Here is a 23,818-nt window from a genome sequence, read left to right on the forward strand (position 1 = left end):
GCGCGGACGGTGCGTGCGGCACCCCGCCCCCGGCGAAAGGCCTCCCGAACGTTTGACCGAACGATAGGAGCAAGACATGCCCCGTTTCTGCGCCAACCTGTCCATGCTGTTCACCGAGGTGGATTTCCTCGAACGCTTCGACGCCGCCGCCAAGGCCGGCTTCGCCGGCGTCGAGTACCTCTTCCCCTATGACGTCGAGGCCGAGGCGATCAAGGCCCGCCTGGAAGCCAACGGCCTGGAGCAGGTGCTGTTCAACCTGCCGGCCGGCGACTGGGCCAAGGGCGAGCGCGGCATCGCCTGCCACCCGGATCGGGTCCAGGAGTTCCGCGAGGGGGTCGACAAGGCCATCGCCTACGCCAGGGTGCTGGGCAACCGCCAGGTGAACTGCCTCGCCGGGATCCGGCCGCAGGGGCACGACTGCGCCAGCGTCGAGAAGACCTTCGTCGACAACCTGCGCTACGCCGCCGACAAGCTGGAAGCCGCAGGCATCCGCCTGGTCATGGAGATGATCAACACCCTCGACATCCCCGGCTTCTACCTGCAGAACACCCGCCAGGCCCTGGAGATCCGCGACAAGGTCGGCAGCGCCAACCTGTTCCTGCAATACGACATCTATCACATGCAGATCATGGAAGGCGACCTGGCCCGCACCCTGGAAAACCAGTTGGCGGCGATCAACCACGTGCAACTCGCCGACAACCCCGGCCGCCACGAACCGGGCACCGGCGAGATCAACTACCGCTTCCTCTTCGAGCACCTGGACCGCATCGGCTACCAGGGCTGGATCGGCTGCGAGTACAAGCCGGCCACCACCACCGAAGCCGGCCTCGGCTGGATGAAGACGCACAACGTCGTCTGATCCGCACCCACGAACAAGACGCTCCCGCCTCCCTGCGCGGAGCCACTCGACAGACAGAACCAGGAGACACTCTCATGGCCAAGATCGGATTCATCGGCACCGGAATCATGGGCAAGCCCATGGCGCAGAACCTGCAGAAGGCCGGCCACAGCCTGTTCCTTTCCACCCACCACGACGCCGCTCCGGCCGACCTGCTGGAGGCCGGCGCCATTGCCCTGGCCAACCCGAAGGAAGTGGCCCAGGAAGCCGAGTTCATCATCGTCATGGTGCCGGACACCCCGCAGGTCGAGGATGTGCTGTTCCGCAAGGACGGTATCGCCGAGGGCGTCGGCCCGAACAAGGTGGTGATCGACATGAGTTCGATCTCCCCCACCGCCACCAAGGGCTTCGCCGAGAAGATCAAGGCTACCGGCGCGCAGTACCTGGACGCCCCGGTCTCCGGCGGCGAGGTCGGCGCCAAGGCGGCGACCCTGAGCATCATGGTCGGCGGCTGCCCGAACAGCTTCGAACGCGCCCTGCCGCTGTTCCAGGCGATGGGCAAGAACATCACCCGCGTCGGCGGCAACGGCGACGGCCAGACCGCCAAGGTGGCCAACCAGATCATCGTCGCGCTGAACATCCAGGCGGTCGCCGAGGCCCTGCTGTTCGCCGCCCGCAACGGCGCCGATCCGGCCAAGGTGCGCGAGGCGCTGATGGGTGGCTTCGCCTCCTCGCGGATCCTCGAGGTACACGGCGAACGCATGGTCAAGGGCACCTTCGACCCGGGCTTCCGCATCAGCCTGCACCAGAAGGACCTAAACCTGGCCCTGGCCGGCGCCCGCGAGCTGAACCTGAACCTACCCAACACCGCCAACGCCCAGCAGGTGTTCAGCACCTGCGCGGCCATCGGCGGCAGTAACTGGGACCACTCGGCGCTGATCAAGGGCCTGGAGCACATGGCCAACTTCTCGATCCGCGACGAGTGATCCGCAGTCCGCGCGGGCCGTCACCCCGCGCGGAGCGACGAACCCCTTTTCGAAGGGCTCGGGGAGAGGAACGGTCGGCGAACTCCGGTGTTCGCCGCCGCCCTCTTCCTTCCCCGCCCACAAGGCGGGGTAAAGGAAGCGAACGCCCGGCCGGGAGATTCACGGCCTCTGCGTCCGGGCGCCTCGCTTCCATTCCCCAGTTCCCGCCGGCGCGGGTGCTGCGGAATGGAAGCGTCGACGACGCTGCGACCGCCGGTCCGACCGGCGGCACGACAACAAGAAATTCGGAGCCTGTCATGAGTACCGATCCACGCGCCTTTCTCACCGAGCTGTTCAATACCGCGGTGGCAGCCGGCCATCCCTACCAGGTGCTGGCCGACCACCTGCCGGAAGATCGCAGCGGGCGCGCCATCGTCATCGGTGCCGGCAAGGCCGCCGGAGCCATGGCCGAAGTGGTGGAGAAGCACTGGCAGGGCGAGATCCAGGGCCTGGTAGTGGCGCCTTACCGCTACGGCGCGCAATGCAGTCGCATCGAGGTGGTGGAAGCCTCCCATCCGGTGCCCGACGACGCCGGCGAGCGCGTCGCCCGTCGCGTGCTGGAACTGATCAGCGGCCTGAACGAGAGCGACCGGGTGATCTTCCTTCTCTCCGGCGGCGGCTCCGCACTGCTTTCGCTGCCTGCCGAAGGCATTGGCCTGGCGGACAAGCAGGCGGTGAACAAGGCGCTGCTCAAGTCCGGCGCCGCCATCGGCGAGATGAACTGCGTGCGCAAGCACCTCTCGGCGATCAAGGGCGGTCGCCTGGCCAAGGCCTGCTGGCCGGCCAGCGTCTTTACCTACGCGATTTCCGACGTTCCCGGCGACGAGGCCACGGTGATCGCCTCCGGCCCCAGCGTCGGCGACCCGACCACCTCCGCCGACGCCCTGGCGATCCTCAGGCGCTACGCCATCGACGTGCCGCAGAACGTCCTCGACTGGCTCGCCGACCCGCGCTCGGAAACCGTCAAGCCCGACGACCCGTGCCTGGCGCGCAGCCACTTCCAGTTGATCGCCACGCCACAGAACGCCCTCGACGCAGCAGCGGTGAAGTGCCGCGCGGCCGGCTTCTCGACGCTGATCCTCGGCGACCTGGAGGGCGAAGCGCGGGAAGTCGCCAAGGTCCACGCCGGCATCGCCCGGCAGATCCGCAAGCACGGCCAGCCGCTGGCGGCGCCCTGCGTGATCCTCTCCGGCGGCGAGACCACCGTCACCGTGCGCGGCAACGGTCGCGGCGGACGCAACGCCGAGTTCCTCCTCAGCCTCACCGCCGAGCTAAAGGGCGAACCGAACATCTGGGCCCTGGCCGGCGACACCGACGGCATCGACGGCTCGGAAGACAACGCCGGCGCGCTGATGACGCCCTGCTCCCATGCGCGCGGCGAAAAGGCCGGGCTGAAAATCCGCGACGAGCTCGACGACAACAACGGCTACGGCTATTTCCAGACCCTCGGCGACCTGCTGGTGACCGGACCGACCCGCACCAACGTGAACGACTTCCGCGCCATTCTCATCCTCGAGTCCTGACATGACAGCCGACAAGAAAGCCAAGATCCTCGCCACCCTCGGCCCGGCCACCCGCAGCCGCGACGATATCCGTGCCCTGGTGGAGGCCGGCGCCAACCTGTTCCGCCTGAACTTCAGCCACGGCGACTACGCCGATCACGGGCAGCGCTTCGCCTGGGTGCGCGAGGTGGAAGCGGAACTGAACTACCCGATCGGCGTGCTCATGGACCTGCAGGGTCCGAAGCTGCGAGTCGGCCGCTTCGCCGCCGGTGCCGTGCAATTGCAGCGCGGGCAGACCTTCACCCTCGACCTCAGCGACGACCCCGGTGACGAGCGGCGGGTCAACCTGCCGCATCCGGAGATCATCCATGCCCTGGAGCCGGGTATGAGCCTGCTGCTGGACGACGGCAAGATCCGCCTGGAAGTGGTCAACTGCCACAGCGACGCCATCGAGACCCGCGTGGCGGTGGGTGGCGAGCTGTCCGATCGCAAGGGCGTCAACGTGCCGGAAGCGGTGCTGCAACTCAGCCCGCTGACCGACAAGGACCGCCGCGACCTGGCCTTCGGCCTGGAACTGGGGGTCGACTGGGTGGCGCTGTCCTTCGTGCAACGCCCGGAGGACATCGACGAGGCCCGTGGGCTGATCGGCGACAAGGCCTTCCTCATGGCCAAGATCGAGAAGCCCAGCGCGGTGAGCGCCATCGAGGCGATCGCCGAGCGCGCCGACGCGATCATGGTGGCGCGCGGCGACCTCGGCGTAGAGGTGCCGGCGGAGAGCGTGCCGGGCATCCAGAAACGCATCGTCCAGGTCTGCCGCCAGCTCGGCAAGCCGGTGGTGGTGGCTACCCAGATGCTTGAGTCGATGCGCTTCTCCCCCGCCCCCACCCGCGCCGAGGTGACCGACGTAGCCACCGCGGTGGGCGCCGGTGCCGACGCGGTGATGCTCTCGGCGGAAACCGCCTCCGGGCAATATCCTCGCGAGGCGGTAGAGATGATGGCGAAGATCGTTCGCCAGGTGGAGGCCGAGCCGGACTACCACGTCCAGCTCGAGGTCAACCGTCCGCAGCCCGACGCTACCGTCTCCGATGCGATCAGCTGCGCGATCCGCCGGGTCAGCCGGATCCTCCCGGTGGCGGTGCTGGTGAACTACACCGAGTCGGGCAACTCGACCCTGCGCGCCGCCCGCGAGCGGCCCAAGGCGCCGATCCTCAGCCTGACCCCGAACCTGCGCACCGCGCGGCGACTGACCGTGGCCTGGGGCGTGTATTCGGTGGTCAACGAGCAACTGGCGCACGTCGACGAGATCTGCTCGACCGCCCTCGACATCGCCCTGGCCCAGCGCATGGCGCGCCGCGGCGACACCGTGGTGGTCACCGCCGGCGTGCCGTTCGGTCGCCCCGGCTCGACCAACATGCTGCGCATCGAGACCGTGGCGCCGCCGCTGGGAGGCCTCTGAAGCAACGAGTTCGGTCCGGCCCGCTCTGTCCCCCCGGGCATGCGGGTCGGGCCACCCTTGTCTCTCTCGGATGGATGGGGCCGGAAATACGGGGCCGCGTCTCCATCCATCCGGGAAAGACCTTCTTGTCGGACCATGGCCTCCCTCGCGCACTCCCATGCAGGCCATGGACATTCAAGGCCTCCGGTTCAACTCCTGCCGGAGGTCTTTTTTTCTTCTTGGAACGCCCTGCATGCATGACCCTCGCCTGGCCTTCTCGTCCGGGGTGCGTCGCCTCCGCTACCGGCCCTACAATTACCACCCCCGCCCCTCGCGCAGGCCTGGCATCTCCGTGCCTGCCGAGCGGCCCTTGCCGCGCTGACCGCCATGCCCCTGCAACCTCTCCTCAATGCATCCCGAATCCTCCTGCGCGGCATCAGCCAGGTGTTCCTCCAGGGCGACCCACGCCTGGGCCTGGCCTGCCTGCTGGCGATCGCCGTCGGCGCGCCGCCGCTGCTCGCCGGCGCCCTCCTTGGCGGCGCCCTCGGCCCGTTGCTGGCGCGCCTGTTGCGTTGCGCCGACAGCGACATCGAGGCCGGGCTGTACGGCTACAACGCCGTGCTGATCGGCATGCTGCTGGCATTCCGCTTCGCCTGGTCGCCGGGACTGGTGTCGCTGGTAGCGCTCGGCTGCCTGGCCAGCGTGGCGTTGCAGCGCCTGTTCCTGCATGGGCTGCGCCGACGCCGCTGGCTACCGCCCTATACCCTGGGCTTCGTCCTCAACGGCTGGTGGCTGGTGCCCCTCGGCGCCTGGCTAGGCCTGGCCCCGGCGACCCATGGCGGCTGCTTCAGCTGCGCCTGGAGCGGCACGGCGGAGCTGGCGGCGCTAGCGCAGGGGATCGGCGAGATCATCTTCCTCGGTGAACCGCTGGCAGGGCTGCTGGTCTGGCTCGGCCTGCTGCTGGTCTCGCGTCCCTCGGCCGCCTGGGCCCTCGCCGGCGCCGCGGCCAGCCTGCCGCTGGCCTGGCTGCTGGGCTACGACTGGGCGAGCGCGCTCGCCGGGTTCTACGGCCTGAACGCCGCCCTTGCCGGGCTGGCCCTGGCCTTGCGCTACCGCAGCGTCTGGCCGCCACTGCTCGGCATGGGCCTGGCGGTGGCGCTGCAACCGCTGTTCGGCCTGCTCGGCCTGCCGGCTCTGACCGCACCGTTCATCCTCGCCTGCCTGCTCTGCATCGGCGGCGAGCGCCTGTACCTGCGCCTGGCCGGCAGCCTCGGCGCGCGCCTCGGCCGGCGACGCTCCTGAGCGGGGGAACGCTGGCGCCGGCGGGCTAGTCTGGTAAGGTGCCGCATCCATCATCAGGAGCCACGATGAGCGCACCCGACAGCTGGCGCGAACGCCTCTACATCGTCATCTTCCAGACCGACACCCGCGACGGCCGGCGCTTCGACAGCGCGCTGCTGCTGGTGATCCTGGCCAGCCTGCTGGTAGTGATGATCGACAGCATCGACGAGATCCACCAGGACTACGGCGACCTGCTGGCCTACATCGAATGGGGCTTCACCGGCATCTTCCTGGTGGAATACCTGCTGCGCCTGTACTGCTCGCCCAAGCCGCTGCGCTATGCCTTCAGCTTCTACGGCCTGGTCGACCTGCTGGCGATCCTCCCCGGCTTCCTCGCCCTGCTCTACCCCGACGCCCAGTACCTGCTGATCGTCCGGGTGATACGCATGCTGCGGATCTTCCGCGTGCTCAAGCTGCGCCAGTACCTGAGCCAGGCCAATTTCCTGCTCACCGCCCTGCGCGGCAGCAAGCAGAAGATCATCGTGTTCTTCCTCACCGTGATGACCCTGGTCACCGTGTTCGGCGCGCTGATGTACGTGGTCGAAGGCCCGGAGCACGGTTTCACCAGCATCCCCCGCGGCATCTACTGGGCGATCGTCACCCTCACCACGGTCGGCTTCGGCGACATCACCCCGAAGACCCCGCTCGGCCAGGCCATCGCCAGCCTGGTGATGCTCACCGGCTACTCGATCATCGCGGTGCCCACCGGGATCTTCACCGCCGAACTCGCCACCGCGATGCGCCAGGACCCGGCCAACCTGTTGCAGCGGGATTGCCCGGTGTGCCGCAAGGCGACCCACGAAGTGCAGGCGGCATTCTGCTGCCGCTGCGGCAACCCGTTGTTCCCTCGCGAGGAAGGCAGCCATGGGAAGTCTTGACCGGCAGCGCTGGGACGCCCTCTGGCAGCGACTCGGCGGCAACCCGCCGGCGGATGCCTTCGACGCGCTGCTGGCGGCCTATGGCGGGGCCGACCGGCACTACCACGGCGATCGCCACATCCTCGCCTGCCTGGAGCACTTCGACCGCTGGCGCCAACTGGCGCGGCGGCCGGACCTGGTGGAGCTGGCGTTGTGGACCCACGACCTGGTCTACGACACCCAGCGCCAGGACAACGAGGCCGCCAGCGCCGCCAGCACCGAGCGCTGGCTCGACCAGGCCGGGCTGGCGGCGCTGCGGCCGGCCCTGCGCGAACTGATCATGGCCACCTGTCACCAGGCACCGCCGGGAGACGCCGACGCAGCCCTGGTGGTGGATCTCGACCTCGCCATCCTGGCCGCGCCGGCGCCGGTCTACGCACGCTACGAGGCGGACGTCCGCGCCGAATACGCCTGGGTGCCGGAACCGCTGTTCCGCGCCGGGCGCGGCAAGTTGCTGCGCCAGTTGCTGGAGCAACCGGCGCTGTACCACTGCGAACCGCTGCGGCAGCGCTGGGAGGCCGCCGCCCGCGCCAACCTGCGCGGTGCCCTGGAGCGCCTGGAACAGCCGGCCTGAGCCGCACGGGAAAATTTCTTCGCGCCGCTTAACCCGTCTTTCGCCGTGCTTGCGTCTCAGGCAGCAGGAAGGAACCGCACGCACGGGTTCCTCGCCCCTCCATCCGCCCAAGGAAGAGATATCGTGAATCGACTCGCCGCCTCTCCGCTCCTGTTCGCCGGCCTGTTCGCCAGCGCTCCGTTGCTGGCCGCGCCACAAGCGGTCGACAGCCGCATCAGCGCGGTCACCGTCTACGCCGACCGTGCCGTGGTCACCCGCACCGCCCGCCTGCAATTGCCCAAGGGCCAGCATGAGATCGCCCTGGAGCAACTGCCCTTCCAGCTCGACGACGCCAGCCTGCGCGCGTCCCTCGGCGCCAGCGCCGCCGCCACCCTGCTCGACGTCAGCAGCGCCGCGCAACGGGTCGAGCGCCCGGACGACAACCGTGTGCAGCAACTCGACCAGCAACTGCGCGAGATAGACCGGCAACTGCGGGAAATCCATGACCGCGGCAGCGTGCTCGAAGCGCAGAAGAAGTTCCTCGCCGACATCCAGAGCGGCAGCACCCAGCCCGGCAAGGATCGCCCCATGCCCGGCATCGACGAGCTGAAGAGCCTGCTGCAACTGACCGAAGGCAACCTCGAACGCCTGCTCGCCGAGCAGCGCCAGCTGGACGACCGCGCCGCCGAACTGGAACAGCGCAAGCAGCAGTTGCAGGAGCAGCGCGGCACCCTCAACGGCGACGGCAAGCGCTTCAAGCGCGCGGTCCTGCGGGTCGCCCTGGAGCAACCGGCACAGGTCGAGGTGAAGCTCGACTACACCCTGCGCGACGCCTCCTGGCAGCCGACCTACGACGCGCGCCTGCGCGACGGCGCGAAGACCATCGAACTGACCTACCAGGGCCTGGTCCGGCAGAGCAGCGGCGAAGACTGGACCGACATCGACCTGACCCTCTCCACCGCCCGTCCGGCCCTGGGCGGCAACGTACCGCGGCTGAATCCCTGGATCGTCGACATCGACGCGCCCAACGCCTACTACGGTGCCGAGATGGCCATGCAGGACGCTCCGGCGCCCATGCCGCAAGCCGCGCCCATCGCCAGGACCTCGGCGAAGATGGCCATGCCGGCCCCGGCGCCGAAGCTGGCCGAGGCGCGGCTCGCCACCGCGGAGGTCAGCAGCGGAGCCGCCAGCGCCTCTTTCCACATCCCCGTGCCGGCGACCCTGAACAGCGACGGCAGCGCGCAGAAGGTCACCATCGCCCGCCTGGAAATGCCGGCCAAGCTGCGCTACCTGGCGGCCCCGGCCCTGCGCGAAACCGCCTACCTGGAGGCGGAAACCCGCAACGACAGCGACTACCCGCTGCTCCCCGGCACCCTGAATACCTTTCTCGGCAACAGCTTCGTCGCCAGCGGCCATCTGCGCGGGGTGATGCCCGGGGAAAGCTTCGAACTGGCACTGGGCGCCGACGAGGGCATCGGCATCGAACGCAAGCTGGTCAAGCGCTACACCGACAGCAGCGGCCTGATCGGCAACCGCACGCGGGTCAACTACGAATTCCGCATCGACGTGCGCAACAACCACAAGAACGCCGAACGCGTGCAGTTCGAGGACCAGTTGCCGGTCTCGCGCAACGAGCAGATCCAGGTCACCTTGCTGGAACCCAAGGCGCAGGAAATCAAGCGCGAGGACGACGGCAAGCTGAAGTGGGACTGGACCCTGCAACCCGGCGAGAAACGCAGCGCCACCCTGAAGTTCAGCGTGGAGTATCCCAAGGACCTGGCGGTCAGCGGCCTCGACTAGCGCTGGCCAAAGCGCCGGCCGCGGCATAGGCTCGAGCGGGTAATAAGCAAAGCAGTTTTTGATATTTACCCTGCATATAACCCGACGTTATAGTCGAGCCACTACAACATGCCCAAAGGAACTGCCCTGTGAAACGACTGTTCAGCGCCTCCCTGCTGGCCGCCGGCCTGGCGCTCGGCGGCGCCGCTCACGCCGCCCAGCCCCTGCTCAACGTCTCCTACGACGTGATGCGCGACTTCTACAAGGAATACAACCCGGCCTTCCAGAAATACTGGAAAGCGGAGAAAGGCGAGAACATCACCATCCAGATGTCCCATGGCGGTTCCAGCAAGCAGGCGCGCTCGGTGATCGACGGTCTGCCCGCCGACGTCATCACCATGAACCAGGCCACCGACATCGACGCCCTCGCCGACAACGGCGGCCTGGTGCCGAAGGACTGGGCGACCCGCCTGCCGAACAACAGCGCGCCGTTCACCTCGGCCACCGTGTTCATCGTTCGCAAGGGCAACCCCAAGGCCCTGAAGGACTGGCCGGACCTGCTCAAGGACGGCGTCCAGGTAGTGGTGCCGAACCCCAAGACCTCCGGCAACGGCCGCTATACCTATCTCTCCGCCTGGGGCTACGTGCTGAAGAACGGCGGTGACGAGAACAAGGCCAAGGAATTCGTCGGCAAGCTGTTCAAGCAGGTACCGGTGCTCGACACCGGCGGCCGCGCCGCCACCACTACCTTCATGCAGAACCAGATCGGCGACGTACTGGTGACCTTCGAGAACGAAGCCGAGATGATCGCCCGCGAATTCGGCCGAGGCGGCTTCGAGGTGGTCTACCCGAGCGTGTCCGCCGAGGCCGAGCCCCCCGTGGCGGTGGTCGACAAGGTGGTCGAGAAGAAAGGCAGCCGCGCCCAGGCCGAGGCCTACCTGAAGTACCTGTGGTCGGACGAGGGCCAGACCATCGCCGCCAACAACTACCTGCGCCCGCGCAACCCGGAGATCCTCGCCAAGTTCGCCGACCGCTTCCCGAAAGTCGACTTCTTCTCGGTGGAGAAGACCTTCGGCGACTGGCGCAGCGTGCAGAAGACCCACTTCATCGACGGCGGCGTATTCGACCAGATCTACAGCCCCAACTGATCCCTCGCCGCTTGACGAAAAAGCCGGAAGCGCTCGCGCTTCCGGCTTTTTCATTCGGCTTGCAGTTCAGCCACTGCCGCCTCAGCGAAACTCGTGCTCCACCTCGGACCAGAGGCTGACCCGCTGTCCGCCGGCCTCGAAGAACTCCATCTCGCGGCGGATGCCGGCGCTGTCTCGCCAGCCCGGCAGGTCGAGGACGATCAGCTCTTCCAGGTGATCCATGTAGAAGGCGTCCACCGGCGCCCACAACCTGCCGATCGCCGCGCGGTCGAGCTCGGCCAGGCACAGGTTGATCGGGTGGGACATGGAGACCTGGCTGAATACCACGTGGCCGGCGCGGACGATGGTCGCCGCGACCTCGTTGCAGGCACGGAAGCGCTGCTCGACCACCTCGGCGTCGGCATGGCTGTAGGGACAGGCTAGGAATATCTTGCGCATGGTTACCTCGTTGCGGAAAGCGACGCCGCGATGGCTCGCGGCGCTCGTCGGGGGATGTTTCAGGCTGCGTGCAGGGCGCTTTTTTCCGCCTCGTCATGCTCCTGCTCCTGCCGCGCATAGCGCTCGGCGGCAGGCACCGAGATGCGGATGGCGATGAATACCGCCAGCAGGCCGCCGAACAATTTGCCGAGCAGGATCGGCAGGATCAGCGTCGGCTGGAAGTTGGCGGTGAATGCCAGGTGATCGCCGATGGTGGCCTGGGCGCAGACGCCCAGGGCCACGCAAAGCACCTTGTCGCGAGCATTCATGTATTTGAACAGGTGGTAGGTGGCGATGATGTTCGCCAGTACCATGACAAAGGCGGTGGCGCCCGGCTGGGACAGCCCCAGGTAACGGCCGAGGACCGCCATCGGGCGCTTGCAGTAGCGCTGGAACAGGTAGCAGATGGGGAAGGTCCCGGCCAGCATGATGCCGATGTAGCCAGCGATCTCGATGGCGCGGAACAACTCTTTCTCGTCGGCGAACATCGGGTCGAAGCCCCAGCCGCCGAAGACCTTGGTGAAGACTCCGGTGAAGTGCTGGACGATGGAAAGCGCCAGGGCCATCTTGATGAACGCGTCCATCACCTTGCCGAATACCAGGAACCCGGTGACCATCGCCGTCGCCCGGTACTTCAGGCCGGCGGCCAGCAGGAAGCAGAAGACGAACAGCGGCGCCAGCAGCCGAAGCATGTCGAGGAAGTCCAGCGACAGGTAGTGCAGGGCCGGCGAACCGGTCGATACCAGTTCGCGCACCGGGATGTGGTTGAGGGTAATCAGCAGCAACGCCGCCAGCACCGCGAACGGAATGCTGATCAACCCGGCCATCGCCCCCAGCGCCAGGTACTTGTGGTCCTTGCGCTCGAGCATGGTCAGGCCGACCGGGATCAGGTAGACGATGGTCGCGCCGGAGGTGTAGCCCACCAGCATGGCGGTAATCCACATGTCGCGGTTGGCGGTCAGGGCATCGGCCAACTGGTAGCCGCCCATGTCCACCGCGATGATCGACAGCGCGGCGATGGATACGTCGGAACCGAGGGTCTGGAAGAACGGGCCGAGGGCATGGGAAATCGCCTTCGACAGATAGGGAATGGCTACCATGATGCCGGCCTGGGCGAGGAACACCGGACCGATGGCGTGGATGCCGTTGACGAACTCGCGGCCCAGACCGCTTTCCGGGCGCAGGATGGAAGCCAGCGCGCCAAGTACCGCACCCAGCATGATCAGGTAAATCACATAGTTTCCGAACTCGGCCATCTGCGTCGTTCTCCCCTCGGCAGGCTCCCGTAGCGGGATGCGTTCTTCTGGTTGTCTGGTCGGGAGGCCGGCCACGCCGGTCGCTCCGCCGAAGCGAACACTCGCATTTCGCGTGCCACAATTTGGTTTTCGTGTTGATTTGAAGGTTCGTTTTACCTAAATTGGTCACCCATACGGTCAAGTAGGCGGCCAATCCAAGAGCGTACCTGCCTTACGGACCTGTGGGATTTTCCGCCGGGCCTGCGCAAAGCCTCGCCCCGCCCCCTTCCGCCCAGCGCCGCCAGGCGCTACCGGGCGATTCACGGTAACAATCGCCGCACCAGGATGCGGCCCATGGGAGAACACGATGCGCCCCGAGGAACGCCGCCGCCACATTCTCGAATTGCTGCGCCAGCGCGAGCGGATCTCGGTGGACGAACTGGCGCGGACCCTTTCCACCTCTCAGGAAACCATTCGCCGCGACCTCGCTGCGCTGGCCGAACAAGGCCTGGTCAGCAAATTCCACGGAGGGGCCGCCCTGCCGCCCAGCGGCGAGCACGAGAACGCCTTCCAGACGCGAATGAACGAGCACGCCCAGGAAAAACGCGCAGTCGCCCGCTACGCCGCCGGCCTGTTCGGGCCCGGTGACAGCATCTTCATCGACACCGGCACCACCACCCTGCTGTTCGCCCGCGAACTGGCGCGCCAGAGCCATCTGACGGTGATCACCAACTCGCTGTTGATCGCCGGCAGCGTCGGCGCCTCCGGCAACCGTGCATTCATGATCGGCGGCGAGTACCGCCCGGAATCCGAACAGAACGTCGGCGCCCTGGCCATCGAGCAGATCGCCCGGTTCAACGCCGAGCATGCGGTGATCACCGTCGGCGCGCTGAACGGCGATGGCGCCATGGATTTTTCCATCGAGGAAGCCGAGATCGCCCGTGCCATGATCGCCCAGGCCCGCCAACTGACGGTTATCGCCGACTCCTCGAAGCTCGGCCGGCGCGCCCTGTTCCAGGTCTTCCCGCTGAGCCGGATCAACCGCCTGGTGGTCGACCGCAAGCCTACCGGGGAACTCTGGGAAGCCCTGCAACAGGCGCGGGTGGAAGTCCACGAAGCCCCCCTGCGCACCCCGCAGGCCTGACTCCCCTCGCGCGCAGCCCCGGAGACAGGCCGGGGCTGTGCCGGTGGCTGCCCGTCGATTAATCGATTGACTGTTTCTCTTTCAGTTGCCACATTAAAACAACAAATTTCACATAGAATTCTGTGTGAAAATCAGTGTTACGGTCAAAAAGCAAACTGATACCAAAAGAAACAGGCAGAAACGATGACTGAGCCGCTTGCGACAAAGACCGCGATCTTCGACGTTGCAGTGATCGGCGCTGGCGTGGTGGGTTGCGCCATGGCCCGCCGCTTCGCCCTGGAAGGTGCGCGGGTGGTCCTGCTGGAAAAAAGCACCGACATCCTCTCCGGTGCCAGCAAGGGCAACAGCGCGATCCTCCATACCGGTTTCGACGCGCCGCCCGGCAGCATCGAACTGGCCTGCATGCAGGAGGGCTATCGCGAATACCGCGACATCCATGCGCGCCTCAACCTGCCGCTGCTGGAAACCGGCGCCCTGGTGGCGGCATGGAGCGACGAGGATCTGGCGCGCCTGCCGGCTATCGTCGAGCAGGCCCACGGCAACGGTGTCGATGACGTCCGCCAGGTCGGTCGCGACGAGGTCCTGGCGCTGGAGCCGCAGTTGGCCGGCAGCGTGCTCGGCGCGGTGCGGGTCCCCGGGGAACATCTGGTCGACCCTTGGTCCGCGCCGCTCGCCTATCTGCAACAGGCGCTGGCCCATGGCGCCGAGGCCTGTTTCGACGTCGAAGTGCTGGACGGCGCCTTCGACGGCGGCGAATGGCTGTTGCATACCCGCCGCGGCGATCTGCGCGCGCGCCAGGTAATCAACTGCGCCGGACTCTTCGGTGACCAACTGGAACAGCGCCTGCTCGGCGCGGCGAGCTTCGCCATCCATCCGCGCAAGGGCCAGTTCGTGGTCTTCGACAAGGCCGCCGCGGCGCTGCTGCGGCACATCCTGCTACCGGTACCCAACGAGCGGACCAAGGGGGTGGTATTCACCCGTACTGTCTTCGGCAACCTGCTCGCCGGCCCCACCGCCGAGGAACAGGACGACCGCGAACAGGCACGGGTCGACAGCGACACCCTGCAGCGACTGATCGACGCCGCCGTCGAGCGGATCCCCGGCCTGCGCGGCATGCCGGTCACCGCCACCTACGCAGGATTGCGACCGGCCAGCGAAAAGAAGGAATACCGCATCCGCAAGGTCGACGGACGCAACTGGATCAGTGTCGGCGGCATCCGTTCCACCGGTCTCACCGCGGCGCTGGGCATCGCACGCCACGTCTATCGTCTCTACCAGGGCGAGCGCTTCCACGAAGCGGTTCGCGAGCCGCTCTGGCCACAGGTACCGAACCTCGCCGAACACCTGCCGCGCGACTGGCAGCGTCCCGGCTACGACGAGATCGTCTGCCACTGCGAGATGGTCACCCGCCGGGAAATCCTCGCCGCCCTGGAAGGCCCGCTGCCAGCCGGCGACTTCGGCGGCCTGAAGCGTCGCACTCGCGCCTGCATGGGACGCTGCCAGGGTTTCTACTGCAACGCGCGGGTCGCCGAGCTGAGCGCCGGCCGCCTCGCCCAGCCCCTCGCCACCGGGAGTTGCCATGAGCATCACTGAACAGGTCGACGTCGCCATCGTCGGCAGCGGTCCCGCCGGATTGGCAGCCGCCATCGAACTACGCCGCCAGGGCGTCGCCCGGGTCTGCGTGCTGGAGCGCGACGGCGAGGCCGGCGGTATACCCCGGCATTGCGCGCATCCGCCGTTCGGCCTGCGCGAACACGGCCGCCTGTTGACCGGCCCGGCCTATGCACAGCGTAACGTCGAACAGGCCGAACGGGCCGGGGTGGATATCCGCCTGCGCCATAGCGTGGTTGCTCTCGCCGCCGCCGGCCTGCTGCAATTGGCCACCCCGGAAGGCCCGCGCAGTCTGCGCGCGACACGCGTGCTGCTGGCCACCGGCGCACGCGAGACGCCGCGCTCGGCGCGCCTGCTGGGCGGCGACCGGCCACTGGGCGTGATCAATACCGGCGCGCTGCAAGCCTATCTCTATCTGCAAGGCCTGAAGCCGTTCGAACGGCCGCTGATCGTCGGCACCGAGCTGGTCAGCCTGTCCGCCGTGATGAGTTGCCGGCGTGCCGGCATCCGCCCGGTGGCCATGCTCGAACGCAACGCACGGGCCACTGCGCGTTGGCCGCTATCGTTGTTTCCCAGGCTGTGCGGAGTACCGATGCACTTCTCCAGCGAGCTGCTGGAGATCGAAGGCCGCGGCCGGGTCGAGGCGGCGCGGGTACGCCTGGGCGACGGGCGCGTCGAACGGATCGCCTGCGACGGCATCCTCCTCAGCGGACGCTTCGTTCCCGAATCGAGCCTGGTCCGCCTCAGCCACCTGGAACTGGACCCGGCCAGCGGCGGCCCGCGCATCGATCAGTTCGGCCGCTGCTCCGACCCCACCTATTTCGCCGCCGGCAACCTGCTCCGGCCGATCGAGACCGCCGGCTGGTCGTTCCGCGAGGGACGAAGGATCGCCGGCCTGCTGGCCGCCGACCTGCGGGCCGAACTGCCGAGTGCCGCACCTGGCATAGCCATCGATTGCAGTGGTCCGCTCAAGCTGTGCGTGCCGCAGCGGCTGCTGGCCGACCCGACACCCGGCCTGGCGCATCTGCAGCTACGCGTAAGCGAGGCTGCCAGCGGCCGCCTGCGGATCCTGGCCGATGGTCGCCCGGTGTGGGAGCGTGCCCTGTCCTGTCTGCCGGAGCGCCGCCTGCTGGTGCCGCTGGCCGCCCTGCGCCTACCGCCGGACACCCGGCGCCTGGAAGTCGCCTTCCTCACCTCCGGCCACTGAACCCGCGAAGAGAACCGACCATGCGAATCGCCGCCCTCGACCAGGGAACCACCAGTACCCGCGTGCTGGTCGCCAGCCAGGACGGCAGCGCCGATATTCAGTTGGCGCTGCGCCACCAGCAACACCATCCGCAGTCCGGCTGGGTCGAGCACGATCCGCTGGAACTGCTGGCCAACCTGCAACGCTGCCTGGAGGCCAGCGGCCGGGTCGACGCCATCGGCCTCGCCAACCAGGGCGAAAGCTGCATGGCCTGGGACGCCCGCAGCGGCGAGCCGTTGTCGCCGCTGATCGTCTGGCAGGACAACCGCACCACCCCGCACATCGAGCGTCTACGCGCCAGCGGCGCCGAGGCGCTGGTCCTGGAACGCAGCGGCCTGCCGCTCGACGCCTATTTCTCGGCCAGCAAGCTGGGCTGGATCGTCGAGCACCTTCCGGCCGCTCGCAGGGCTTTGAAGGCAGGCCGCCTGCGCCTGGGAACCAGCGATGCCTGGTTTCTCGACCGCTTGTGCGGAACCTTCGCCACCGACGTCACCACCGCCTCGCGTACCGCATTGATGAACCTCGCCGAGGGCCGCTGGGACCCCGACCTGTGCGCCCTGTTCGGCGTGCCGATCGAGTGCCTGCCGGAAATCCGCGATACCGTCGGCCATTTCGGGGTGATCGGCAACACCCCGCTGACGGCCTCGGTGGTCGACCAGCAGGCCTCGCTCTACGGTCACGGCTGCCGCCAGCCCGGTGATGCGAAGATCACCTTCGGCACCGGCGCCTTCGCCCTGACTCTCAGCGGCGAGCGGATCATCCGCTCGCCGGAGACAGGCCTGCTCGCCACCATCGCCTGGCAGATCGATGGCAAACCGGTGTACGCCATGGACGGCGGGGTCTACGACGCCAGCGCCGCGGTCGAGTGGGCCGGGCGTCTCGGCCTGTTCAGCGACTTCTCGGAACTGGCCGGCTTCGACCGGCCGCCGGCCATCGAGCGCGGCCTGGCCTTCGTCCCGGCCCTGTCGGGACTCGCATGCCCGCACTGGGACCGCAGCGCCGGCGCGATGTGGCTGGGAATGGACGCCGGCACCCGCCGCGAGGACCTCTGCCAGGCCCTGCTCGAAGGCGTGGTGCTGCGCAGCGCCGAGGTGATCCAGGCGATGGACGGCTACCTGAAGGTCACCGACCGCCTGTCCATCGACGGCGGCCTGGCGCGCAGCCCCTACTTCGCCCAGTTCCTCGCCGACAGCCTGCAACGGCGCATCGTCACCCAGCGCTTCGACGAACTCACCGCCTTCGGTTGCGCCGCCCTTGCCGCGCGTGGCCTCGGCTACGAGCTGGCGGAGCCGCGCAATACCCGCACGGAGTTCCAGCCGCGGGTCGACGCCGGCACCGCCCGGCGCTGGCAGGTGCGTTTCAGCGAAGCGGTGGCGCGCACCCGCGGCTGGCGCTGAGCCGCTTTCAGCGTCCCGGCCAGCCGGTCTCGCGCAGCGCCGCCAGGAGCCTCTCCCCCTTCAGCGCGGGCACCAGCCGGCCGTCCTCGGTGCGCATGTCCTCGCCGGCCAGCAGCACGTTGACGATGGCTTCTTCCACCGCCTCCGCCGCCGCGGCGAACAACGGCGAGATGTGGTCGTTGTTGAGCATCCGCAGCGGCGTGCTCTGCGGCAGGTCCTTGCGTGCATAGTCGGCTGGCGGCAGGTCCTGGTTGCCGGTGGCGAAGGCGAGGAACACGTCGCCGCTGGAGTCCTCGGTGCCACCGCCGGTGCGAGCGATGCCGATCGAGGCGCGCTGCGCCAGGCGCTGGCACTGGTGCGGCAACAGCGGCGCATCGGTGGCCAGGATCACCACGATGGAGCCCATACCCGGGGTGCCTTCCTCGCTGAACGGCGAGGGGATGTCGCCCAACCGGCGGCCGACAGGATAGCCGTCGACCCGCAGCTCGCGGCGCTGGCCGTGGTTGGCCTGGACCAGCGCGCCCACCGTCCAGCCGCCCTGCTCCGCCGGAAGCCGCCGCGATGCGCTACCGATGCCACCCTTGAACTCGTGGCAGATCATCCCGGTACCGCCGCCCACCGAACCTTCGCGGACCGGTCCGGACTCGGCGCAGGCCAGCGCCTCGCCGACCTGGCGGGCGCCGACGTGCTGGCCCCAGATATCGTTGAGCAGGCCGTCGAAGGTCTCCATCACCACCGGCATGCACCAGTACAGCCCGCTGTCGCCGAGTTCGGCGCGCTCCTCGGCGATCAGCGCGTCGCGCACCGCGCCGACGCTGTGGGTATTGGTGATGGCGATCGGGGTGGTCAGCAGGCCGGCCTCGCGGATCCACTCCAGGCCCGTGGCGTCGCCGTTGCCGTTGAGCACATGGCAGCCGGCGAAGCAGGGTTGCAGGCGCGCCGCACCGGCGCGCGGCTGGACCAGGGTGACGCCGGTGCGAACCTGCCTGCCGTCGATCCGCTGGTTCAGGGTGCTGTGGCCGACGCGCACGCCGGGAACGTCGGTGATCGCGTTGAACGGGCCGGGAGTGCCCAGGCCGAGGGTGATGCCAAGTTGTCGAGCGCGCATGCGGACTCCTGTTTCAAAGCTTCTGGAACGCCGGACTGAGCTTGCCGTAGGTGCAGTAGAGAATCACCGACACCGCCAGCAGTCCGACGATGATCATCACGTCCCTGGCCGAGGCCGCCAGGAACAGGTTGAGCAGCAGGTATCCCGCCCCGCTCGCCGCCAGCAGCGCCGGCAGCGGCCACAGCGGCATCCGGTAGGGATGCTCGCGGTCGCGCCGCAGCACCCGGCTGAACAGCGCGCAGAGGGCGACGATCAGGTAGACCATGACGATCAGCAACACGGTGAACGAGGTCAGTTCGGCCAGGTTGGAGCTGAAGCTCAGCGCCGCCGAGGGAATGGCGAGGAACAGCGTGGCCAGCCAGGGCGATTCCCAGCGCGGATGGATACGGGTGAAGGCACGGTTCAACGCCGGCATCCAGAGCGCGTCGCGACCGCTGCTGAAGATCACCCGGGCGCTCTGGATGACGATGGCGACGATGGCGTTGAACACCGAGAGGAAGATTCCCGCGCTGACCAGGCGCGACAGCGTCTCGTTGCCATGGCTGTTCAACAGGTAGCCGATCGGATCGGGGCTGGCGAGCATCGCCGGAAGCGACGGCGCGCCGATCAGCAGCGCGGCGAGCGGGACGATCTCGATCAGCACCACCAGCGCCAGCGACCAGAGCACCGCGCGATGCACGCTGTGGCCGCCGTCCTTCATGTCCTCGGCGAGCAGCACCGCGCCGCCGAAACCGTTGTAGGAGAACAGCGCGGTACCGACCGCTCCGATCACCAATGCCCAGGGTGCGATCGCCAGCAGCCCGCCGTCGCCGACTACCTGCGGCTGCAGAAGGACGCTCGCCGGTTGCTGTGCATGGCCGAAACCGAGGCCGACGATCACCAGCAGCGCCGCCACTTCCAGCAGCAGGCAGGTACCCGTGACCCAGGCGTTGACGCGGATGTTGAGGATGCCCAGCAGGTAGCTGAAGGCAACGATCGCCAGGGCCACGGTCTGCGCATCGAAGTGGGTGCCGAGGGCAGCGTTCAGGTAAGTCGCCGCGCCGGTGGCGAGCACCGGCGGGATGAACAGCAGCATCGCCAGCACCGTGAGGAAGGTGGCGTAGCCGGCCAAGCCGCCGAACACCCGCTTGGCGTAGACATACTCGCCGCCGGCGGTGCTGTGCGCCCTGCCCAGCTCGGCATAGCACCAGGCGAACATCAGCGCCAGCACCCCGGCCAGGGCGAAGGCCCAGAAAGCGCCGGTGCCGGCCTGCTGGATGGCGAAGGGGGCGATGACGAAGACGGAACTGGCGGGAGTGACCGCGGAAACGGTGATGGCGACCACGTCGAACACGCCCAGCGTGGGTTTCAGCGCACTTTCGGGCGCGGGGGAAGAGCTCATGTCGTTGTCCTCTGATTGTTATTGAAGTTGAGGCAGTAACGGAGACTCGCGGCGGCCCCTTGCCGGGGCGCTGGTTATGCGCCGACTCTAGGAGCGCGGAACCGACGGGCCAATCACCCTTTGGGGTTACGCCCCTTGACGCGGCGGGTGGAAAAGCCGCAAACCGGAGCCTGCGAAAACCCACCGTGGAGCGAATACGGATGCACACCCTGTTCCGGGACATCGGCATGCACGCCAGCCTGGGCCGCGCCATCGAACAGATCGGCGGCAACCGTTTCTGGAAGCAATTGATCCTGCTGCTGCGCCAGCACCTGCCGTTCGACAACGCCCTGGCGATCTTCTACCCCGCCAACGGCGTGCCGGTGGCCCTGGAGGAATACGACGCCGAACCGCACGCCGGGCCGGCCTCGATGCTCGCCTACCTGAACGGGCTGTACCTGCTCGACCCCTTCTACCAGGCTTGCCGGGAAGGCCTGGCCAGCGGCCTGTACCGCCTCGAGGAGATCGCCCCGGACCATTTCCGGCAGAGCGAGTACTACCTCAGCTACTTCCACGACAACGTTCTGGAGGACGAGGTGCAGTTCATCCTACAGGTGCCCGGCCAGGGCGCGCTGTCGCTGTCGCTGGGCATGCAGAGGATGTTCGCCGACGAGGAATGCGGGATGCTCGGCTTGCTCTCGAGCTGGGTCCTGGCGCTGATGCAGCAGCACTGGCAGCAACGCAGCCAGCGCCTGTTGCCGGCTGCACCGCAGGAAGAGATGGCCACGCAGATACGCGACGCCCTCAGCCACTTCGGCGCCAGCGTGCTATCGGAACGGGAACTGGAGATCGCCCGCCTGATCCTTCGCGGCTACTCGTCGAAGGCCATGGCCGAGCGCCTGGCGATCTCGCCGGAGACGATCAAGGTCCATCGGCGCCACCTGTACGCCAAGCTGGACATTTCCTCGCAACCGGAGCTGTTCTCGCTGTTCATACAGTCGCTCGGGCACGACCCGGAGAACCCCTAGGGATCATGGATTGGCGTAGCGCCGGCTGAGACCGGGCGGGATGCCGCGAGCGTCGGTCTCGGTCCATGGACCCTGCGGGCTGGTGGACCAGAACCAGCCGCCGTCCCACCGGTAGTAGGTGCGCTGGCGGTAGTAGAGATCGCGCTCGCCACGGATCACGTAGACCCCCAGGCTGCCGTCCCAGACGCCCTTGCCGCCTGGCGGCGGGGCGAACTGCGGACGCGAGCGGCTGGGCTGCGCCGGAGTCTGCGGTTGCGGGGTGATGCGCGGCGGGGTGGCGCCGGGCGCGCTGGACGGACCGGGCTGCGGCTGGCTCTGCGGCGGCAGCGAGGCCGGCGGTTCGCTGGTCTGCGGCGGATGCACCACGCACCCGCCGAGACCGCCCAGGAGAATCGCCAGACCCAGATACTTCGCCTTCACCGCCGCACCTCCCCAACCGATTGTCGTTATGGCCGGGCCGCCTGGGGCTGGTCCGGGCCGTCGATGGTCAGCGCTTGCGCCGACGACTGGGCAGTAGACAACGGTTTGCCGCGTCCGATCCACTCGCCGGAGATGGCGTTGCCGGCGCGGGATACCCGTGCCACCAGCTCGACCTGCGGGAAACCGCTGAGCTTGAGCTGCGGCATCATGGCGTCGGCATCGCTCAGGCTGACCTCGGCCGGCAGGTCGGCGACGGTCAGGCGCTTCACTGCCAACGGCATCGGCGGGCCGCCGACGGCGCGGGCGAAGACGAACACGCTGTCGTCGGCCTTGACCTGGCCCTTCACCGCGTCGCTGATATCCACCTTCACCGTCAGGGTCACCCCGGCGGCAGCGGGCGCGGCCGGCGCCGGCGGAGTCTGCCCGGCCTCGGTCATGCGCTCGCGGGCGCGCTGGATGCCGCCCTGGATCGCCGAGCGTGCCGGGTCCTCGTTCGGCAACACCGACACCAGGCGCTCCCAGAAGCCGATGGCGTCGGCGTAGCGCTGCTCTTCGAAGGCGGCGATGCCGAGCAGGCCAAGGGTGGTCACTTCGGCCGGGTCGCCCTTCAGCGCCTCGTCGGCCAGGGCCTTGATCTGCGCGGTCATTTTCTTGCCACCGGAGAAATACAGTGCCTGCGCCCACTGGCCGAGCACTTCCGGCTGCCGCCCGCTGAGTTCGGCGGCGCGTTCGAAGGCCCGCGCCGCATCGGCGCCGCGTTCCTGGGTCATGTAGGTGCGACCGAGGAAGTACCAGCCCTGGGCGGAATCCGGCTGGGCCTGTACCGCGCGCTCCAGGCGCGCAGTCATCTCTTCCATGGAGTGCGGCGCCTGGGCGAATTCGCGGGCCAGCTCGACCTTGTCGCTGGCGCCCCAATGCAGGTACAGGCCGAGCGCGACCAACGGCACCAGCAGCGCCGCGACCAGCGGGACCGCCCGGCCCAGGCGCGAGCTACGCTCTTCGCCGCTGCCCTCGGTGTCGGCGAGCAGTTCGCGGGCAGCCTCGGCGCGGCCATTCTCCAGTTGCTCGGCGGTCAGCGTGCCGGCGGCCTGCTGGCCGGCCAGCTCGGCGATCCGCTCCTGATAAAGCGCGACGTTCAGGGCGGTACGGTCTTCCTCGGCCTGGGCGCGACGGCCACGCAGCAGCGGAATCAGCAGGAATGCCAGGGCCGCCAGCAGCAGCAGGCCGGCAGCGAGCCAGAAATCGATCATTTGTCGTTCTTCAACAGGTTGGCGAGGCGCGCTTGCTCCTCGGCGGACAGGGTGGTTTGCACCTTGGCAGCGGTGCGCCGGCGGCGCAGGACGATCACGCCGATCACCAGCACGCCGAACAGCAGCAAGGCGCCCGGACCGAACCAGAGCAGCCAGGTACGCTCGTTGACCGGCGGCTTGTAGCGAACGAAATCACCGTAGCGGGCAACCATGTAGTCGACGATCTCGCCGTCGCTCTTGCCCTGCTGCAACTGGCCGTAGATCTGCTTGCGCAGGTCGGCGGCGATCGGTGCGTTGGAGTCGGCGATGTCCTGGTTCTGGCACTTCGGGCAGCGCAGTTCCTGGGTCAGGTTGCGGAAGCGTTCGCGCTCGGCGTCGCTGGCGAACTCGTAGGTGTCGATGGCGGCCCGGGCCACGCCGCAGAGGGCGAGACCGAGCAGCGCGGTGACGAGGAAACGCTTCATCGGGCCTCCGGCTCGTCCAGCAGTTGCTGGTACAGCGGCGCCAGTTGCTCGCGCCAGACTTTCTGGTCGACCACCCCGACGATCTTGTGGCGGATGATGCCCTGTTTGTCGATCAGGTAGGTTTCCGGCGCACCGTACACGCCCAGGTCCAGGCCCAGGGTGCCGTCGGCGTCGCTGATGCTCAGCAGGTAGGGATTGTGCAGCTCGTTCAGCCACTTGATGGCGGCGGCGTTGTCGTCCTTGTAGTTGATCCCGTAGATCACCACGCCCTGCTCGGCCAGTCGGGTCAGTTCCGGGTGCTCGACCCGGCACGACGGGCACCAGGTGCCCCAGACGTTGACCAGCGCCGGCTTGCCCTTGAGGTCGGCCTCGGTCAGGCGCCGGGCCGGGTCCTGCACGCTGGGCAGGTCGAAGGCCGGGAACGGCTTGCCGATCAGCGCCGAGGGCAGCTCGCTGGGGTCCAGCCAGAGGCCGCGGAAGAGGAACACCGCGACGATCAGGAAGATCCCCAGCGGCAGCAGCAGAATCGCTCGTTTCAAG

Annotated in this window: 22 protein-coding genes; 14 read left to right on the forward strand and 8 right to left on the reverse strand. The window is 68.0% G+C overall.

Annotated elements, in window-relative coordinates:
- Window positions 1–76: 76 nt before the first annotated feature.
- The 9 genes from hyi to ACI766_RS18760 all read left to right on the forward strand — a co-directional run bounded on the left by hyi (window position 77) and on the right by ACI766_RS18760 (window position 10,538).
- Window positions 77–859 (forward strand): hydroxypyruvate isomerase, encoded by a 783-nt coding sequence (gene hyi, locus ACI766_RS18720; RefSeq protein ID WP_003087181.1) that lies wholly within the window; start codon window positions 77–79, stop codon window positions 857–859.
- 74 nt (window positions 860–933) lie between these two features.
- On the forward strand, window positions 934–1,824 hold the full coding sequence (locus ACI766_RS18725) for a 2-hydroxy-3-oxopropionate reductase (RefSeq protein ID WP_003118701.1): 891 nt from the start codon (window positions 934–936) through the stop codon (window positions 1,822–1,824).
- 296 nt (window positions 1,825–2,120) lie between these two features.
- Entirely contained in the window at window positions 2,121–3,386 is a 1,266-nt protein-coding gene (locus ACI766_RS18730) for a glycerate kinase (RefSeq protein ID WP_023086430.1), read from the forward strand.
- Between the two features lies 1 nt (window position 3,387).
- Complete coding sequence (gene pyk, locus ACI766_RS18735) at window positions 3,388–4,821, forward strand: pyruvate kinase (RefSeq protein WP_087823995.1); 1,434 nt, start codon at window positions 3,388–3,390, stop codon at window positions 4,819–4,821.
- 366 nt (window positions 4,822–5,187) lie between these two features.
- Window positions 5,188–6,102, forward strand: coding sequence for an urea transporter (locus tag ACI766_RS18740; protein ID WP_023086432.1), 915 nt, complete (start codon window positions 5,188–5,190; stop codon window positions 6,100–6,102).
- 65 nt (window positions 6,103–6,167) lie between these two features.
- Window positions 6,168–7,019: an ion transporter gene (locus ACI766_RS18745; protein ID WP_003083179.1), complete on the forward strand. Its 852-nt coding sequence runs from the start codon at window positions 6,168–6,170 to the stop codon at window positions 7,017–7,019.
- Window positions 7,006–7,632 carry a hypothetical protein gene (locus ACI766_RS18750; RefSeq protein WP_023086433.1) on the forward strand — a complete coding sequence of 209 codons (627 nt, stop codon included), beginning with the start codon at window positions 7,006–7,008 and terminating at the stop codon, window positions 7,630–7,632. Before ACI766_RS18745 ends, ACI766_RS18750 begins: the two co-directional genes overlap by 14 nt.
- Window positions 7,633–7,755: 123 nt before the next feature.
- Window positions 7,756–9,411: a mucoidy inhibitor MuiA gene (muiA, locus tag ACI766_RS18755; protein WP_019681922.1), complete on the forward strand. Its 1,656-nt coding sequence runs from the start codon at window positions 7,756–7,758 to the stop codon at window positions 9,409–9,411.
- A gap of 128 nt (window positions 9,412–9,539) precedes the next feature.
- The gene (locus ACI766_RS18760) at window positions 9,540–10,538 is read left to right on the forward strand and encodes a sulfate ABC transporter substrate-binding protein (protein WP_003087175.1); all 999 of its coding nucleotides are present in this window, start codon (window positions 9,540–9,542) and stop codon (window positions 10,536–10,538) included.
- A gap of 81 nt (window positions 10,539–10,619) precedes the next feature.
- Here ACI766_RS18760 and ACI766_RS18765 read toward each other — a convergent pair whose 3' ends face one another.
- Window positions 10,620–10,976 (reverse strand): DUF1937 family protein, encoded by a 357-nt coding sequence (locus ACI766_RS18765; protein WP_003083172.1) that lies wholly within the window; start codon window positions 10,974–10,976, stop codon window positions 10,620–10,622.
- Between the two features lie 59 nt (window positions 10,977–11,035).
- Window positions 11,036–12,271 (reverse strand): ethanolamine utilization protein EutH, encoded by a 1,236-nt coding sequence (eutH, locus tag ACI766_RS18770; protein ID WP_003083171.1) that lies wholly within the window; start codon window positions 12,269–12,271, stop codon window positions 11,036–11,038.
- Between the two features lie 346 nt (window positions 12,272–12,617).
- On the opposite strand from eutH, the gene ACI766_RS18775 reads away from it, so the two are divergent.
- From ACI766_RS18775 to ACI766_RS18790, 4 genes are all read left to right on the forward strand, one after another.
- Window positions 12,618–13,394, forward strand: coding sequence for a DeoR/GlpR family DNA-binding transcription regulator (locus ACI766_RS18775; RefSeq protein WP_003083169.1), 777 nt, complete (start codon window positions 12,618–12,620; stop codon window positions 13,392–13,394).
- A gap of 183 nt (window positions 13,395–13,577) precedes the next feature.
- A complete protein-coding gene (locus tag ACI766_RS18780; RefSeq protein ID WP_087823996.1) occupies window positions 13,578–14,987 on the forward strand; it encodes an NAD(P)/FAD-dependent oxidoreductase in 1,410 nt (469 codons plus the stop codon).
- Window positions 14,974–16,212: an NAD(P)/FAD-dependent oxidoreductase gene (locus ACI766_RS18785; protein ID WP_033871717.1), complete on the forward strand. Its 1,239-nt coding sequence runs from the start codon at window positions 14,974–14,976 to the stop codon at window positions 16,210–16,212. The genes ACI766_RS18780 and ACI766_RS18785 overlap by 14 nt, the downstream gene beginning before the upstream one ends.
- Before the next feature lie 20 nt (window positions 16,213–16,232).
- Window positions 16,233–17,648 (forward strand): glycerol kinase, encoded by a 1,416-nt coding sequence (locus tag ACI766_RS18790; RefSeq protein WP_003083163.1) that lies wholly within the window; start codon window positions 16,233–16,235, stop codon window positions 17,646–17,648.
- A gap of 7 nt (window positions 17,649–17,655) precedes the next feature.
- On the opposite strand, the gene ACI766_RS18795 is transcribed toward ACI766_RS18790, so the two are convergent.
- Window positions 17,656–18,756, reverse strand: a complete 1,101-nt coding sequence (locus tag ACI766_RS18795) for a P1 family peptidase (RefSeq protein ID WP_003083160.1) — start codon at window positions 18,754–18,756, stop codon at window positions 17,656–17,658.
- A 13-nt stretch (window positions 18,757–18,769) separates the two neighbouring features.
- Window positions 18,770–20,137, reverse strand: coding sequence for an APC family permease (locus ACI766_RS18800; RefSeq protein ID WP_003117793.1), 1,368 nt, complete (start codon window positions 20,135–20,137; stop codon window positions 18,770–18,772).
- 200 nt (window positions 20,138–20,337) lie between these two features.
- Here ACI766_RS18800 and ACI766_RS18805 point away from each other — a divergent pair, with 200 nt between their 5' ends.
- Window positions 20,338–21,144: a helix-turn-helix transcriptional regulator gene (locus tag ACI766_RS18805; protein ID WP_003083150.1), complete on the forward strand. Its 807-nt coding sequence runs from the start codon at window positions 20,338–20,340 to the stop codon at window positions 21,142–21,144.
- A 3-nt stretch (window positions 21,145–21,147) separates the two neighbouring features.
- Here the strand turns inward: ACI766_RS18805 and ACI766_RS18810 are convergent, their stop codons facing one another.
- Genes ACI766_RS18810 through dsbE form a run of 4 tightly spaced genes read right to left on the reverse strand, consistent with a single transcriptional unit; the run spans window position 21,148 to window position 23,817 of the window.
- Window positions 21,148–21,564, reverse strand: coding sequence for a hypothetical protein (locus ACI766_RS18810; protein ID WP_003087156.1), 417 nt, complete (start codon window positions 21,562–21,564; stop codon window positions 21,148–21,150).
- 26 nt (window positions 21,565–21,590) lie between these two features.
- Window positions 21,591–22,814: a c-type cytochrome biogenesis protein CcmI gene (gene ccmI / locus ACI766_RS18815; RefSeq protein WP_003083145.1), complete on the reverse strand. Its 1,224-nt coding sequence runs from the start codon at window positions 22,812–22,814 to the stop codon at window positions 21,591–21,593.
- Window positions 22,811–23,278 carry a cytochrome c maturation protein CcmH gene (gene ccmH / locus ACI766_RS18820; protein WP_003087150.1) on the reverse strand — a complete coding sequence of 156 codons (468 nt, stop codon included), beginning with the start codon at window positions 23,276–23,278 and terminating at the stop codon, window positions 22,811–22,813. The genes ccmI and ccmH overlap by 4 nt, the downstream gene beginning before the upstream one ends.
- On the reverse strand, window positions 23,275–23,817 hold the full coding sequence (dsbE, locus tag ACI766_RS18825; RefSeq protein ID WP_003083138.1) for a thiol:disulfide interchange protein DsbE: 543 nt from the start codon (window positions 23,815–23,817) through the stop codon (window positions 23,275–23,277). The genes ccmH and dsbE overlap by 4 nt, the downstream gene beginning before the upstream one ends.
- Window position 23,818: the final 1 nt, after the last annotated feature.

The organism is Pseudomonas sp. DL, from assembly GCF_047199225.1.
Classification (GTDB): Bacteria; Pseudomonadota; Gammaproteobacteria; order Pseudomonadales; family Pseudomonadaceae; genus Pseudomonas; species Pseudomonas aeruginosa.

Coding starts and splice junctions, on each gene's coding strand:
- hyi (WP_003087181.1), top strand. CDS start 77: ATGCCCCGTTTCTGCGCCAACCTGTCCATGCTGTTCACCGAGGTGGAT.
- ACI766_RS18780 (WP_087823996.1), top strand. CDS start 13,578: ATGACTGAGCCGCTTGCGACAAAGACCGCGATCTTCGACGTTGCAGTG.
- ACI766_RS18775 (WP_003083169.1), top strand. CDS start 12,618: ATGCGCCCCGAGGAACGCCGCCGCCACATTCTCGAATTGCTGCGCCAG.
- ACI766_RS18805 (WP_003083150.1), top strand. CDS start 20,338: ATGCACACCCTGTTCCGGGACATCGGCATGCACGCCAGCCTGGGCCGC.
- ACI766_RS18765 (WP_003083172.1), bottom strand. CDS start 10,976: ATGCGCAAGATATTCCTAGCCTGTCCCTACAGCCATGCCGACGCCGAG.
- ACI766_RS18745 (WP_003083179.1), top strand. CDS start 6,168: ATGAGCGCACCCGACAGCTGGCGCGAACGCCTCTACATCGTCATCTTC.
- ACI766_RS18795 (WP_003083160.1), bottom strand. CDS start 18,756: ATGCGCGCTCGACAACTTGGCATCACCCTCGGCCTGGGCACTCCCGGC.
- ACI766_RS18800 (WP_003117793.1), bottom strand. CDS start 20,137: ATGAGCTCTTCCCCCGCGCCCGAAAGTGCGCTGAAACCCACGCTGGGC.
- ccmI (WP_003083145.1), bottom strand. CDS start 22,814: ATGATCGATTTCTGGCTCGCTGCCGGCCTGCTGCTGCTGGCGGCCCTG.
- eutH (WP_003083171.1), bottom strand. CDS start 12,271: ATGGCCGAGTTCGGAAACTATGTGATTTACCTGATCATGCTGGGTGCG.
- ACI766_RS18740 (WP_023086432.1), top strand. CDS start 5,188: ATGCCCCTGCAACCTCTCCTCAATGCATCCCGAATCCTCCTGCGCGGC.
- ACI766_RS18750 (WP_023086433.1), top strand. CDS start 7,006: ATGGGAAGTCTTGACCGGCAGCGCTGGGACGCCCTCTGGCAGCGACTC.
- ACI766_RS18725 (WP_003118701.1), top strand. CDS start 934: ATGGCCAAGATCGGATTCATCGGCACCGGAATCATGGGCAAGCCCATG.
- ACI766_RS18785 (WP_033871717.1), top strand. CDS start 14,974: ATGAGCATCACTGAACAGGTCGACGTCGCCATCGTCGGCAGCGGTCCC.
- ACI766_RS18730 (WP_023086430.1), top strand. CDS start 2,121: ATGAGTACCGATCCACGCGCCTTTCTCACCGAGCTGTTCAATACCGCG.
- ccmH (WP_003087150.1), bottom strand. CDS start 23,278: ATGAAGCGTTTCCTCGTCACCGCGCTGCTCGGTCTCGCCCTCTGCGGC.
- pyk (WP_087823995.1), top strand. CDS start 3,388: ATGACAGCCGACAAGAAAGCCAAGATCCTCGCCACCCTCGGCCCGGCC.
- ACI766_RS18790 (WP_003083163.1), top strand. CDS start 16,233: ATGCGAATCGCCGCCCTCGACCAGGGAACCACCAGTACCCGCGTGCTG.